Raw genomic sequence first — 13,733 nt, 5'->3', positions numbered from 1 at the left:
TCCGACAAGCACCGCACCCACAACGACCGTGTTCGGTCTTGACTGACTGGCCAGCAAACGGGCCAATTCCGCGCCCCATCGCTGATCCTCGCGTAATCCCAGCGACCTACTCATGGGCGGCCCCGCGATCAACGTTCAGCGCCTCGGCGGGTTTGCCCTGGCCGATCCCATACCAATCGAGTTTGCGGGTCAGCACCATAAACACCCCGAGCAGGCAGAACAGCAGCAACGAGCCCATCAGCAACGCATAGTCCTCGGCGCTGAGCAGCCCGTAGAGCAAGCCATACAAGGCGGCCAGGCCAATACCAAAACCCAGGCCATGGACCAAACTGCGCAACACATGACAAACATAAAAGCCAATCAACCCGACACAGGCCCCGGCCGACAACAGATACGCCAGACCAAACCCAAGGTGCTCGGACAGCGACAGCAACAGCAGATAGAAGAAAGCCAACGCCACCCCGACCAGGGCGTACTGGACCGGGTGTACCGCCAGGCGCTTGAGCACTTCGAAGAGGAAGAAACCGGCAAAGGTCAGGGCGATAAACAGCAGCGCATATTTGATCGCCCGGTCGGACTTGAGGTACTGGTCCACCGGTTCGATAAAACTCACGCCAAAGCTGCGGGCCTTGAAGCCGTCGCAGTCGCTGTTCTGTAGGCAATTGTTCAGGGCTTCGCGCAGGTTGGTGGAGAAGAACGAGGTCTGCCACTGGGCACTGAAACCCTGGTCGGTGACTTCCCGCTTGACCGGCAGGTAGTTGCCGATAAAGCTCGGGTGTGGCCAATCGGCGCTCAAATGGATATTGCTGGTCTTGCCCACCGGCAGCACCTGCAACTGACCCGTGCCCTGCAGCGCCAGATTGAAGGCAAAGTCGAGGCGTTGCTCTTGGCGACCATCGACACGTGGCAAGTTCACATGCACACCGTCACCCAGCCAACTGACCTGGGTCCCGGGCCGGAACTCCAGGTTCTGGCTACCCACCTGCAAAGTCAGGGCGTTTTCGATGCCGCGGATATCGCTGATACCCACCGCCAGGTACGGCTCGTCGAAGCGGTAATCGGCAAAGTCTTCGCTGATGCCCAATTGCAGTGGCAACACGAAGCTCCCGCTGATCTGGTTATTGGCGTGAAACAGCCGCGCGTCATAAATGCCCCGCGAGCGCAGTTCGGTCTGGACCTTGCCATCGAGCTCGAAACGCTCCGGCAAAAAATACAGGCGCCCGCTGACTTCGCTGCTTTGCTGGTAGCGCTCGCCCTTGGCGTCAGTCTTCCATTCGCGAACCGTCTGGCGATACGGTACCACCAGCAACGGACCATTCAATTGCTGGCTGTAGCTGGAACTGCGGGCAATATCTTCCAGGACACCATCGCGCAGGCGCTGACGCTCGGTGATCACACCATCGATCATCATCAAGGGAATCAGCAACAACAGCATCAGTAGGGCAATCGCCCCGAGTTTTATAGCCAGACTGCGGTTCATGGGTTCTCTCCCTGTTGGTAGGGGGGAGAGTCTGCGCAGCCTGTGTGGGGGCTTGATGGGGCGAATGTGGAGACTGTGTGGAGAGGCCATGTTTATCAGGGAAAGGTCAGGCTGACCTCGACGCCACCGCGCACATTGCCGATACGCAGTTCGCCGCCGTGCAACTTCATCACTTCCTCGACGAAATTCAGCCCCAGTCCGGTGCTCTTGCGACCGCTGCTCGGCCGTGGCAAGGAGTAGAAGCGCTCGCTCAATCTCGGCAGGGCATACTCAGGGATAGCCTCGGCCTGGTTGAACAGCCTGAAGCACAACTGCCGGCCCTGACGCTCGGCCTTGAAGCGTACAGTCCCTTCCGGCGGCGTGAAGTCCAGGGCATTGTCCAGCAGATTGCCGATGGCCTGACGCAGCAGGAACGGCTCGCCGAATACCGTCAGGTCCGGCGCAATCGACTGCTCTACCTGCAAGCGCCCGCGTTCGATCCGCGCGGCCTGGGCCTGCAACACCTCATCCACCAGGCTCGCCAAGGGGACCTCGACCTGCTCCTCCAGCACCTGACGCTGCTCCACCAATGCCAGATTCAGCAGCCGCTCGATCAACTGCTGCATCCGCGCGCTTTCGCTGTCGATATTGCCGACAAAACGCTCGCGCTGGGCCTCCGGCATCTCCCCCTGCAACAACTCCGCCGCCCCCCGAATCGCCGCCAGCGGGCTTTTCAGTTCGTGGGTCAGGGTGTGCACATAGCGCTCGACATAGGCCTTGCCCTCCAACTGCGTGCGCATGTGCTCCACGGCGTTGGCCAACTGCGCCAGCTCGCCGCCGCGATAACTTGGCAACTCGGCCTTTTGACCTTCGCTGACCGCCTGGGCGTAAGCGGTCAGGCGCCGCAACGCTGCGCTCAGCCACCAGGACAGCAGCGCGCCGAACAACAGGCCCAGGCCGATCAACCCGGCGCCGTACATCAACAGACGGTGCTCGGTGCGGTCCACGTAAGGCTGCAACGAACTGTTGGGTTTGGCCACCGTGACCACGCCAATGACCTGACCGTTGTCGCTGATCGGCGCACCAACGTGCATCACCGAAGAGTTCGGGTCGCCATCCACCGTACGGGTCGAGCGGGCGCCGTACTCGCCGCGCAGGGTCAGGTAGACATCGTTCCAGTTTGAATAGTCCTGCCCCAGCGCCTGCTCGGCGGAATCGAGCAACACGATGCCGTGGGCGTCGGTCACATAGATCCGGTGGTTGACCTGATTCTTCTCCAGGCCCCAGATGGTCGCCGCCGGCTTGCGCTGGCCGTAAGCCTTGAGTGCCTCGGGCAGGCGACTCTGGCTGAGGGTGCCGTTCTTCACATCGTCATGGAGGATTTCCGCCAGCAGGTTGGCGGTGTCCACCAGGGTTTCTTCGGTGGACTGACGCACGCCGGGGCGGATTTCCTTCATCACCGTGTTCAGCACGAAATAGCCGGTCAGGCCGACGAAGAGGAAGTACACCAGGAAAATCCGGATCCCCAACGGCATCAGCTGTTCCCCGGGCTGTAGCTGTAGCCCAGGCCGCGATGGGTCTGGATCGGTTCGGCATCGCTGGCCACCGCCCGCAGCTTGGCCCGCAGGCTTTTGATATGGCTGTCGATATTGCGCTCGTAGCCGGCATCCGCCGCCACCCCCAGGGCATCGAGCAACTGCTCACGGCTGAAAACCCGTTCGGGTTGTTCCAGCAGGCAGGCAAACAGGCGGAATTCGTGGCGGGTCAGGTTCAAGGGCTGGCCGCGATAGCCGATCTGTACTCGCTCGTGATCGACCAGGAAGCGCTCGCTGGAAACCGGCGATGGCGCCTGGGGCACCACGCGCTTGAGGATCGCCCGCACCCGCGCCGCGACTTCCCGCGGGCTGAAAGGCTTGACCACATAGTCGTCGGCGCCGATTTCCAGGCCCACCACGCGGTCGATCTCGCCATCGCGGGCGCTGAGAAACATCACCGGCACTTCGGTAAAGCGCCGCAGTTGCTTGCACACCTCGAAGCCGCTGATGTCCGGCAGGCCTATATCGAGAATCAGCAGGTCGGCCGGCGTTGCCCGCTGGTGCTCGAGCGCCGCGCCGCCCAGGTTCAGCCAGGTGGTAGTGAACCCCTCGCCCTGCAGGGCATAGATCAGGGTATCGGCAATCGCCGCTTCGTCTTCGACAATCAGGATATGGGGCATGGCGTCCGAGCACGGTTGTTGATCGCGCAACGGTGCCGGACGCGTGCCGCCGCGTCAATCAGCAGTGGGGTTGATTGGCGGTATAACGTCGCGCCGGGTTCACCGCCGCGCCGAATTCACGCAAGGCCTTGGCGCCGATCAGCAGCGGGTAGTTGAAGCTGCTGCGGTTGGTCAGGTTGACCTCGACGCTGCGCTTGACGTTGCCCAGGCACATTTCCAGCTCCACCACCGGGCGCTTGCTCGAGTCGCTGACTTCGCCGTCTTCGTCTTCCTCGGAGCGGGTCTTGATCTTGCTGATGCGCGCGACCTTGTGTTCATAGACCTTGCCGTCGGCATCGGCGGTGCCCAGACGGAAACGCACCCAGTCCTCACCGTCACGCTTGAACAGCTCGATGTCCTTGGCCGACAGCGAGGCGGTCAAGGCACCGGTGTCCATCTTGGCCTTGAAGGTTTGGCCGATTTCCGGCAACTGGATGTATTCGTAGCGCCCGTAGAGGGTCGGTTCGGCCGCCATGACCGGCAGGGCCAGGAGGGACAACAGGGCAAGAATGGATTTCACTTCGCTGTACCTTTTAAGTGGACGCACAAGGGGCGCCATTTTAGACCGCTGTTACCGCGTTGGTTCATGAACAAATCTGACAGACCGACACCTCCAACCTGTGGGAGCCAGCTTGCTGGCGATAGCGATGGTGAATATGACATCGCCATCGCTGGCAAGCCAGCTTCTACAGGGATCGTGTTCACCCCAGACTGATCAGGTTCGCCCGGGCAATTTGGTGTCCGCCCGCGCCCGCCTTTATCATGGCGCGCCCTCACGCTTTGAAAGAGTCCCTGTATGCGCCGCCTGCTCACCGGCAGTTTCGTCACCTTCCTGCTTTTGCTCAACACGCTGGTACTGTTCGGCCCGCTGATGCTCTTCGCCCTGCTCAAGCTGTTGTTGCCGGGTCGCTTGCGCGACTACGCCAGCGCGGCAGTGATGTGGATCGCCGAAACCTGGGCCGAGATCGACAAGCTGATCTTCGTCCTGTGCATCCCTACCCGCTGGGATATTCGCGGTGCCGAGGGCCTGCGTCGCGACACCTCGTACCTGGTGGTCTGCAACCATCAATCCTGGGTCGATATCCCGGCGCTGATCCAGACGCTCAACCGGCACACGCCGTTCTTCAAGTTCTTCCTCAAGAAAGAACTGATCTGGGTGCCGTTCCTCGGCCTGGCCTGGTGGGCGCTGGACTACCCGTTCATGAAGCGCTATTCCAAGGCCTTTCTCGACAAGCACCCGGAACTCAAGGGCCATGACCTGGAAATCACCCAGGCCGCCTGCGAGTTGTTCAAGCGCCAGCCGGTGACCGTGGTCAACTACCTGGAAGGCACGCGCTTCAGCCCGGCCAAGCGCCAGACGCAGGACTCGCCCTTCACCCACCTGCTCAAGCCCAAGGCCGGCGGCGTGGCCTTCGTACTGGCGGCCATGGGTGAGCAGTTGGACGCGATCCTCGACGTCACCGTGGTTTATCCACAAGAGCGGATTCCGGGGTTCTGGGATTTGATCAGCGGCAACCTGCCCAAGGTCATCATCGACTTCCAGACCCGCGAGTTGACTGCGGACCTGTGGCAAGGCGACTACGAGAACGATCCGCTGTTTCGCCAGCGGATCCAGGATTGGGTCAACCAGCTCTGGAGCGAAAAGGATCCGCGCATTACGGCTTTGCGTAGCGAGAGCGAGCCAACAGACCGGCCCGGTTGACCCGCACCTGCAGGAGCCGGCTTGCCGGCGATAAGACCCTTGAGTCTCACGATGCCTGTTCGGACGCCATCGCCGGCAAGCCGGCTCCCACAAAACCGCGTCCCCGCGCAAAAATAGCGTTGCGCCCGTGCCACAAAAAAACGCATCGAACAGTTTCGAACCGTTCGATGCGTTTTTATTCCAGCCCGATGCTTGATCAGCTACCGGCGCCCCAGATACCGCCCAGGCTCTTGAGCAACGGACCACCGATGCCCTGCTGCCCGAGGTATTGCAGAATCACCGGGGCAAACTGGCCGACCATGCCGCTGTCCATGCCCAGGGCGCCGAAGGCCTTGTTCAGGTCACTGGTGTTTTGCACATTGCCCAGCGCGTTGCCCAACGCCGACGAGTTATCCGACTGGCCGAGCAAACTGCCCAGGCCGGCCAGGGCACCGCCGCTCGATAATTGGTCAAGCCCCGGCACGCTCTTGCTCAACTGCGAATAATCGTTACCACTGAGCCGGTTCTTCGCCAAGCCCAGCATTGCACCCGTGCCACCCACCGCCTGTTCCGGAGTGACATTCAGTTGCGACCCGAGGGCGCTGAGCAGGCCGCCTGCCGGTGCCGCCGCATTGCCGCCCTGCTCGCCTTGCATGGACGAGACCGCATTGGCCGCATCGCTCAGGCTGAACGCCGCGAACACCGGCGTAGCGGCGAATGCCAGGAACGAAGCCAGTACCACACCGCGTGAAATCTTCATTGCAACACCTCGAAAGTCATCAAAACCGACCGCCAGCGGGGACAGGCGCTGAACACTTGCCGTTGGAGTCAAAAAAACCGGACTTGTTCCGCGCTCGCCGAATCCTCCCACCGCGCCTGTAAAAAAACTGTACCGCCGGTGCATCCGATCCTCGCTCCCGTGCGTATATCAAGCACGGACAGAACTTCCTGGCCGACTTCATACCGACAAGGATTCTCCATCATGAAATGCACTTCGATCAAAGCACCCCTGATTGCCAGCCTGCTGACCCTCGCGTTGTCCGGCGGCCTGGCCCAGGCGGCGAGCATGGACCACAACAGTGTAATGGTCGGCGGACAAAGCATGCTGCCGAGCCAGGATATTGTAGATAACGCGATCAATTCCGCCGATCACACCACCCTGGTCGCCGCCGTGAAGGCCGCCGGGCTGGTGCCTACCCTCAAGGGCAAGGGTCCGTTCACTGTCTTCGCCCCGGTCAACTCCGCCTTCGCCGCCCTGCCCACCGGCACCGTCGACAACCTGCTCAAACCGGAAAACAAGGGCACCCTGACCCATATCCTCACGTACCACGTGGTGGCCGGGAAACTGGATATGGCCGAACTGGCCAAGCGCATCCAGGCCGGTGGCGGCCAGACCGAACTGACCACCGTCGCAGGTGGCAAGTTGTGGGCGATGATGAACGGCCCGCACAACATCGTGATCAAGGATGAGAAAGGCTCCAGCGCCGATATCACCACTTACGATGTGATGCAATCCAACGGCGTAATCCAGGTAATCGACAAGGTACTGCTGCCTAAAAGCTGAACCCGGCCCTACCGCCGCTCTACCTGTAGGAGCCAGCTTGCTGGCGATGGCGGTCAATGATGACGCGGGGTGCCTGCCCCCCCCCCGGCGTCCTTGAGTTCATCGCCAGCAAGCTGGCTCCTACAATGACCGCGTTGACCCTAGTGACGGGTCCATGGCCAAGACAGTATCCGTAAGGCCGTGTAGCCCGTGAGGCCCCCCATGAATGGAACAACCGCGCGCCGTGGACTACCCTCAGCCGGTAACGAGCGCAACGCGCGGCCCATACATCGTCTTGTGATTGTCTGGAGAACAGCCATTTCCACCGCCGACGCCGATCAACTCAGGCAGCTGTTGGCCCAGTGCTCGCAGGGCAACCGCCATGCTTTTGAAACGCTGTATCGCAGTGTCGCCCCGCGCCTGCACGGCGTGGCTTTGCGCTGCCTGGGCCGTGCCGACCTGGCCGAAGAAATCCTCCAGGAGAGCTTCGTGCGCATCTGGAACAACGCCTCGCGCTACGAAGCGCACCTTTCGGCGCCGCTGACCTGGATGGTCAATATCACCCGCAACCTGGCCATCGATCAGTTGCGCAGGTTGCGTGAAGTGCCCCTGACCGATGGGCAGGAAGACAGCGTGGCTGACGACAGCCCGTCGGCCCACGAACTGCTCGACAGCGCCCGCGAGGCCAGCGCCCTGAACCGTTGCCTGGAAACCCTGGAGGGCCCGCAGCGCCAGTCGATCACCCTGGCCTATTTCCACGGTTTGTCCTACGCGGAACTGGCCAAACAACTGCCCGCGCCGCTGGGTTCGGTCAAATCCTGGATTCGTCGCGGCATGGAGCGCCTGCGCAGGTGCCTTGAATCATGAACTACCAGAACCCCCGCCTGCGCCGTGCCCTGGCCGCCGACTATGCCATTGGCCTGATGTCCAAGGCCGCGCGCCGACGCTTCGAAGAATTGATGCGCGATGACGCGAAACTGCGCGCCCAGGTCGCCGAATGGCAGGAAAACCTGATGGCCCTGACCGAGTCCGTGGCCGATCAGCCGGTGCCGGATCGCGTCTGGCAAGGCGTTGTCGCACGGATCGACCCGCAACGCTTGCACCTGCCTGAAAAACGGCGGTTCTGGAGCGGACTGCGGATCCTCGCAGCGGTGTGTTCACTGGTGCTGGTGGTCGCCCTGGGCGTGTTCTACAACCATGATCCGGCGAGCGCCAGCGCGACCCTGCTCAGCGGCACGCAAACCCCGGCATTGCGAGTCCAGACCCATACCGGCTATCTGCAAGTGGAGCCGTTGAGCCTGGCGGCGGTACAAGCCGACCGCAGCCTGGAACTCTGGGTGATTCCGGTGGGCGGCAAACCGGTGTCCCTGGGACTGCTGCCCAAGGAAGGCAAGGGGCGGGTCGAGTTGAGCGAAGCGCATAGGGCGTTGCTCGGCACCTCGGCGGTGCTGGCGGTCAGCCTTGAGCCAACGGGCGGCTCGCCGACTGGGCAACCGACCGGACCGGTATTGTATCAAGGGGCGCTGGCGGCGCTTTGAACCCAAAAGCCGCGTGGTCCTGCAGGATCAGCGGCGTTCCATACTGACTATTGCGCAAGGTATTCAATAGCGGCCTGCACCAACGGCCGCGCCCATTGTGGTGTGCCCTGCAAGGCAGCGGCATCTTCCGGATCCGGAAAAGTGATCTGTCCAGCCACCATCTCCAGAATCAGCACGGGGTCTGGAATATCCTCACCCGGCGCGGCGTCGGCGCTGTTATCGAAGACTTGCAAGTGCGCCAACAGTGGCATCAGGCTGACCAGATTCGCTCGAGAGGAGACCCAACGCTCGCGAATCTTCTTTTCCGCAATATCGTGACCACCGACAGACACGCGAAAACGTACCCGTTGCAGATGTTGCTCCGCAGAAGACAATCCGCAAAACAGCATCACCACATCATGAGTCCGGGCGGACTGTGCCAGCAAACGCGCAATCGTGTTACCACCCAGCGTGGTTTCGAAGGCATAGTTGTGCCCCTGGAGCAGCGCGGTTTCCAGCCGGGAGCGACCGTACTCCCAAGCCAGGGCATTAGCCTGAACAGGATCAATGTCCCGGGAACCGACCAACTCACGCGCCATGCTATCCGGGTTGAACCACTCCAGCCCGTATTCTGCCAGGAGCGCACCACCTACCGAGCTTTTACCGGCACCATTGACACCTGCCAAGACGAAAATGTAAGGACGTTCGCTGGGTAACACTTCACTCATCAGTAGGAGGATCCTGCCTTGGGTCGCTTGCCCAGCTTGCCTTTGGCCGCCAGCAGCGAGCGCACGCCAGCGGCAGATTCAGGCTGTTGCAGAACCTCCAGGCGGGCATCGAAACGCTGGGTCAACTCCTCCAGGGCCGATTGCTCCCGGGCCTTGTAGGCTTGTACTTCGGCGATCAGTTGCTGATAGGTCTCGGCGGCCAGCAGCACCATTTCCACAGTCGAGTGGTTAGTCACCGCCACAGTGCCGGACTGATGGACCAGACGGACAACGTCGGCCCACTTGTTCTTCACCTGGGAGGCATTCTGGCGGGGCAGATCAAGCAGGTCAGGCAAGGCAATCATGGCATGTGCTCGCAAGCTGGGAGGGCCTGCTCACTATAGCAACGCTGCAGAAATCTGGCTATTTTTGCCATATTTTTGTTTTTTCAAGATCTGTTATGGAGGGTGCTTTCCATAATTATCTCTCATCGGCCCCCGCTCGACATTGACGAAGATGACTGTGCAGGACAACACCCCTCAATCAATGCACAGAGGCTTGAATATGGATATGTTCACCAGCGCAATCATCGAAGCAGGCATCGACACCCTGTCTGCTCTCACGGACGCCGATCATGCGACCTGCCTGGAACATCAGCCCCTCGAAAACGGCTATAGAAAGTTTGTGTTTTTCCTGAAAAAACGCCCAGACGAAGAGCAACTCGAGGTCAGGATCAACGCCCGAATCAGCCTGTTGTACGACTGCAACATGTCTGATTACCTCAGGCGCGAGGGCCTCGAGAGCAATCTTGAGAAAACAACGGCCGGTTATTACCGGCTCGATCGACCGCTTTATGCGTCAACGAAAATGGGCTGCCCGCCCCCCAAGCATGTAGAAACTCATAAGCTCAAGGGCCAGGGCTACACCCTTCCTTACAACAGCAACACCCCCATCGTTATCCATGCCTTCGCGGGCTTCGATCCGAAGGAGGATGTCCATATCTCTTACGACATCATCGAAAAGGCTGCGATCAACGCGATCGGTCTCTAAGCCTTCAAAAAACCGGCAGTCCCCCTGGAATGTCGAGCGGACAAAAAACGACCTTGCCTTTCCAGAGCCAAAACAAAAACCGCAACATTAAAAAGGGCGACCGAAGTCGCCCTTTTTCCGTCTTGCCCTTTACTGCTTACGCCGCACTGAACAGCTTGTGCGGGTCAATCACGAACTTCTTCGGCACGCCCGCATCGAACTCGCCGTAACCGCGCGGCGCGTCGTCGAGGCTGATCACTTCGACACCGACGATATCGGCGATCTTGATCCGATCCCACATGATCGCCTGCATCAGCTGGCGGTTGTACTTCATCACCGGGGTCTGGCCGGTGTGGAAGCTGTGGGACTTGGCCCAGCCGAGGCCGAAGCGGATGCTCAGGCTGCCGATTTTCGCGGCGGCATCTACTGCACCCGGGTCTTCGGTCACATACAGGCCCGGAATACCGATCTTGCCCGCCACCCGGACCACGCCCATCAGCGAGTTGAGCACGGTGGCCGGAGCCTCGTGCTTCACGCCTTCATGACCGTGACCACGGGCTTCGAAGCCTACCGCATCGACGGCGCAATCCACTTCAGGCTCGCCCAACAGCGCGGCGATCTGTTCGTGCAGCGGGGTGTCCTTGGACAGGTCGGCGATTTCGAAACCCTGGGCCTTGGCGTGTGCCAGGCGGATCGGGTTGACGTCACCGATGATCACCACCGCTGCGCCCAGCAGGCGTGCCGAAGCCGCCGCCGCGAGACCGACCGGACCAGCACCGGCGATGTACACGGTGCTGCCCGGGCCGACGCCCGCGGTGACCGCGCCGTGGTAGCCGGTAGGCAGGATGTCGGAGAGGCAGGTCAGGTCGCGGATCTTCTCCATGGCCTTGTCGCGATCCGGCAGCTTGAGCAGGTTGAAGTCGGCGTACGGCACCAGCACGTATTCGGCCTGGCCACCGGTCCAGTCGCCCATGTCGACATAACCGTAGGCACCGCCGGCACGGGCCGGGTTGACGGTCAGGCAGACGCCGGTGTGTTGTTCCTTGCAGGAGCGGCAGCGCCCGCAAGCCACGTTGAACGGTACCGAGACCAGGTCGCCGAGTTTCAGGTTCTCGACATCGCTGCCCTTCTCGATCACTTCACCCGTGATTTCGTGACCCAGGACCAGACCGGTCTGGGCGGTGGTACGGCCACGGACCATGTGTTGGTCCGAACCACAGATGTTGGTGGAGACGACGCGCAGGATGACACCGTGCTCAATCTTCCTGCCGCGTGGGTCCTGCATTTTCGGATAGTCGATTTTTTGCACCTCGACCTTGCCATTGCCGAGATACACCACACCACGATTGCCAGACATGCTTTCACCTCGCTGTTGTTTTTATGTAGCAGCGCGCCGCCAGGGGGCAACGCGCGGATTGCTCGGGTTATTGCCTGTGGTTGTTGCGTTGTTCTTACGGGCCCCATCGCCGGCAAGCCGGCTCCCACAAGGGAATTGCGTCACGGCAGGCACCGCGCCCACTGTGGGAGATTGCCCGGGTTACTGCTTGTGGTTGTTGCGTTGTTCTTGCGGGCCTCTTCGCGGGCAAGCTCCGCTCCCACAGGTCCCGAGTCGTATGTACTTGCTGAGTACGACACAAATCTAATGTGGGAGCGGTGCTGGTCGGACCGCCGCACCGCCGCGAAGGTCGTAAAACGACCGACCTTCAGAGCACCACTGTTCTGTTGGCGTTGAGGAAAACCCGCCGCTCAATGTGATAACCCACCGCCCGCGCCAACGTCAGCCCTTCGATATCGCGGCCCTTGGCGATCAGGTCTTCAGGGTAGTGACTGTGGTCCACCGCCTCGACGCCCTGGGCGATGATCGGACCTTCGTCCAGGTCGTTGTTGATGTAGTGCGCGGTGGCGCCCACCAGTTTCACACCCTTGTTGTAGGCCTGGTGATAGGGCTTGGCACCCTTGAACCCAGGCAGCAACGAGTGGTGGATATTGATGGCCTTGCCGTCGAGCTTGCGGCACAGCTCAGGCGAGAGCACCTGCATGTAACGGGCAAGGATCACCAGCTCCGCGCCGGACTCCTCGATCACCTGCCAGACCTGGCGCTCCTGGCCCGGCTTGTCGTTCGGGTCCAGCGGGAAATGGTAGTAGGGAATCTGGTGCCAGTCGGCCAGGGGCTTGAGGTCCGGGTGGTTGGAGACCACGGCGGCCACATCCATGGACAATTGGCCGATACGCTGGCGGTAGAGCAGGTCGTTGAGGCAGTGATCGGCCTTGGAGACCATGATCACCACTTTCGGCCGGTAGTTCGGCGCGGTCAGTTCGAACAGCATGCCGAAGGTCTCACCGCGCAGGGCCAGGCCGGCGCGGAAGGCCAGTTCGTCGAAACCCTCGGGCTGGCGAAACTCCACGCGAATGAAGAAACGCCCCGAGAGGCGGTCATCGAACGAATGGTGCTCGGTGACGTAGCAGCCCTGCTCGAACAGGTAGCGGGTCACCGCATCCACCGTGCCGAGCACGCTGGGGCAGTCGGCGGTCAAAATCCATGTATCGGGGGCGCGGCTCATTGCTTGACTCCTGTTCGTGAGGGGCAACCGCCAAGCGGTTGATCGCGAGCCTCTTGGTAGCGGCTCCAGGCAATCCTTGCCCTTGTGTTCGCAAACCCTGTAGGAGCCAGCTTGCTGGCGATGGCGGCCGCTCAGGCGATGCAAGGCTCACCGGCCTCATCGCCAGCAAGCTGGCTCCTACAGGTCAAACAACCTCTCAGGCCTGGACGCTGAGACCGTATTCGGCCGCTGCATCCTGCAACCACAACCACCAGTAATCCGAGAAACTGCGACGAATCACCAGCTCCCAGGTGTCTTCGGCGGTATGGCGGATCATCAGTTGCGACTTGGCGAACACAGTCCCGACGGCCTTGCCCACCGGAAAGTTGTTCGGGTGCACGTCGTAGCTGGTGGACTTCATCAGCACTTCACGGACCTTCGGCCCGCTCAGCTCCAGCAGTTGCTGGCCGCCGCTGACATTGACGATGGCGATATGCAGGTCGCCCAGGGCTTCGCGCAACGCCTTCTCGGCGGCGAACTCTTCGCCACTCGGGACGATCAGCAGCCACTCGTCCGGGCCGAGCCATTGCAGGCTGGTCTCGCCCTTGGCAACCACGGTCAGCGCCACTGGCAGTTCCAGGCCGAGAGCCTTGTGCACGCCGGCGGCGAAGGCCGCATCATGGCCATCGCCACGAAGGGTCAGGTGACCGAGCAGTTTCTTTTCCCGCACGGTCACGCCGGCGTTCTTGCGGCCTTTACCCACCAGGCTGGCGAGATCGGCATGGTGCAACGACGACTCGGCCTTGGCCCCGGAAGTCGGGCGTTGTTGGTAAACGTTGGCTGTGGTCATGTGAAACACCTGTGTTGAATTCTGTCTTGGCGGTGGGTCAATGCCTGACTCCACCTCATGAACAACCGTGGCCCTGTGTGGGAGCGGGGGGGGGGGGGGGGGGGGGGGGGGGGGGGGGGGGGGGGGGGGGGGGGGGGGGGGGGGGGGGGGGGG

At 61.5% G+C, this 13,733-nt stretch carries 15 protein-coding genes; 5 read left to right on the top strand and 10 right to left on the bottom strand.

The window, feature by feature from the left end; all coding sequences use genetic code 11:
* Nucleotides 1-106: 106 nt before the first annotated feature.
* The 4 genes from creD to rloA2 all read right to left on the bottom strand — a co-directional run bounded on the left by creD (nucleotide 107) and on the right by rloA2 (nucleotide 4,233).
* A complete protein-coding gene (creD, locus tag AC07T0_RS23000) occupies nucleotides 107-1,480 on the bottom strand; it encodes a cell envelope integrity protein CreD (RefSeq protein ID WP_495003346.1) in 1,374 nt (457 codons plus the stop codon).
* A 95-nt stretch (nucleotides 1,481-1,575) separates the two neighbouring features.
* Complete coding sequence (creC, locus tag AC07T0_RS22995) at nucleotides 1,576-2,994, bottom strand: two-component system sensor histidine kinase CreC (protein ID WP_495003345.1); 1,419 nt, start codon at nucleotides 2,992-2,994, stop codon at nucleotides 1,576-1,578.
* Nucleotides 2,994-3,674: a two-component system response regulator CreB gene (creB, locus tag AC07T0_RS22990; protein WP_495003344.1), complete on the bottom strand. Its 681-nt coding sequence runs from the start codon at nucleotides 3,672-3,674 to the stop codon at nucleotides 2,994-2,996. The genes creC and creB overlap by 1 nt, the downstream gene beginning before the upstream one ends.
* Before the next feature lie 58 nt (nucleotides 3,675-3,732).
* Complete coding sequence (rloA2, locus tag AC07T0_RS22985) at nucleotides 3,733-4,233, bottom strand: retropepsin-like aspartic peptidase RloA2 (RefSeq protein WP_495003343.1); 501 nt, start codon at nucleotides 4,231-4,233, stop codon at nucleotides 3,733-3,735.
* Nucleotides 4,234-4,509: 276 nt separating this feature from the next.
* Between rloA2 and yihG the strand changes: the two genes are divergently transcribed.
* Complete coding sequence (yihG, locus tag AC07T0_RS22980; protein ID WP_495003342.1) at nucleotides 4,510-5,415, top strand: 1-acylglycerol-3-phosphate O-acyltransferase, YihG family; 906 nt, start codon at nucleotides 4,510-4,512, stop codon at nucleotides 5,413-5,415.
* Between the two features lie 196 nt (nucleotides 5,416-5,611).
* Here the strand turns inward: yihG and AC07T0_RS22975 are convergent, their stop codons facing one another.
* Nucleotides 5,612-6,154, bottom strand: coding sequence for a DUF2780 domain-containing protein (locus AC07T0_RS22975; RefSeq protein WP_495003341.1), 543 nt, complete (start codon nucleotides 6,152-6,154; stop codon nucleotides 5,612-5,614).
* Nucleotides 6,155-6,376: 222 nt separating this feature from the next.
* Between AC07T0_RS22975 and AC07T0_RS22970 the strand changes: the two genes are divergently transcribed.
* The 3 genes from AC07T0_RS22970 (at nucleotide 6,377) to AC07T0_RS22960 (ending at nucleotide 8,475) form a co-directional block, all read left to right on the top strand.
* Nucleotides 6,377-6,958, top strand: coding sequence for a fasciclin domain-containing protein (locus tag AC07T0_RS22970; protein WP_495003340.1), 582 nt, complete (start codon nucleotides 6,377-6,379; stop codon nucleotides 6,956-6,958).
* A gap of 201 nt (nucleotides 6,959-7,159) precedes the next feature.
* The gene (locus tag AC07T0_RS22965) at nucleotides 7,160-7,804 is read left to right on the top strand and encodes an RNA polymerase sigma factor (protein ID WP_495003339.1); all 645 of its coding nucleotides are present in this window, start codon (nucleotides 7,160-7,162) and stop codon (nucleotides 7,802-7,804) included.
* Nucleotides 7,801-8,475, top strand: coding sequence for an anti-sigma factor (locus AC07T0_RS22960; RefSeq protein ID WP_495003338.1), 675 nt, complete (start codon nucleotides 7,801-7,803; stop codon nucleotides 8,473-8,475). The genes AC07T0_RS22965 and AC07T0_RS22960 overlap by 4 nt, the downstream gene beginning before the upstream one ends.
* Before the next feature lie 47 nt (nucleotides 8,476-8,522).
* Here AC07T0_RS22960 and AC07T0_RS22955 read toward each other — a convergent pair whose 3' ends face one another.
* Nucleotides 8,523-9,182, bottom strand: a complete 660-nt coding sequence (locus tag AC07T0_RS22955; protein WP_495003337.1) for an ATPase — start codon at nucleotides 9,180-9,182, stop codon at nucleotides 8,523-8,525.
* Complete coding sequence (locus AC07T0_RS22950) at nucleotides 9,182-9,526, bottom strand: type II toxin-antitoxin system Phd/YefM family antitoxin (RefSeq protein WP_191489568.1); 345 nt, start codon at nucleotides 9,524-9,526, stop codon at nucleotides 9,182-9,184. The genes AC07T0_RS22955 and AC07T0_RS22950 overlap by 1 nt, the downstream gene beginning before the upstream one ends.
* A gap of 199 nt (nucleotides 9,527-9,725) precedes the next feature.
* On the opposite strand from AC07T0_RS22950, the gene AC07T0_RS22945 reads away from it, so the two are divergent.
* Nucleotides 9,726-10,211 carry an ecotin family protein gene (locus AC07T0_RS22945; RefSeq protein ID WP_495003336.1) on the top strand — a complete coding sequence of 162 codons (486 nt, stop codon included), beginning with the start codon at nucleotides 9,726-9,728 and terminating at the stop codon, nucleotides 10,209-10,211.
* A gap of 136 nt (nucleotides 10,212-10,347) precedes the next feature.
* On the opposite strand, the gene fdhA is transcribed toward AC07T0_RS22945, so the two are convergent.
* From fdhA to AC07T0_RS22930, 3 genes are all read right to left on the bottom strand, one after another.
* Entirely contained in the window at nucleotides 10,348-11,547 is a 1,200-nt protein-coding gene (gene fdhA, locus AC07T0_RS22940) for a formaldehyde dehydrogenase, glutathione-independent (RefSeq protein ID WP_495003335.1), read from the bottom strand.
* Nucleotides 11,548-11,893: 346 nt separating this feature from the next.
* Entirely contained in the window at nucleotides 11,894-12,751 is an 858-nt protein-coding gene (gene purU, locus AC07T0_RS22935) for a formyltetrahydrofolate deformylase (RefSeq protein WP_495003334.1), read from the bottom strand.
* Nucleotides 12,752-12,947: 196 nt separating this feature from the next.
* Nucleotides 12,948-13,580, bottom strand: a complete 633-nt coding sequence (locus tag AC07T0_RS22930) for a sarcosine oxidase subunit gamma (protein ID WP_495003333.1) — start codon at nucleotides 13,578-13,580, stop codon at nucleotides 12,948-12,950.
* Between the last annotated feature and the right edge of the window lie 153 nt (nucleotides 13,581-13,733).

The sequence above is a fragment of the Pseudomonas sp. GW821-FHT04D07 genome, from assembly GCF_059420225.1.
This window is presented reverse-complemented; position numbering and strand designations above follow the sequence as displayed.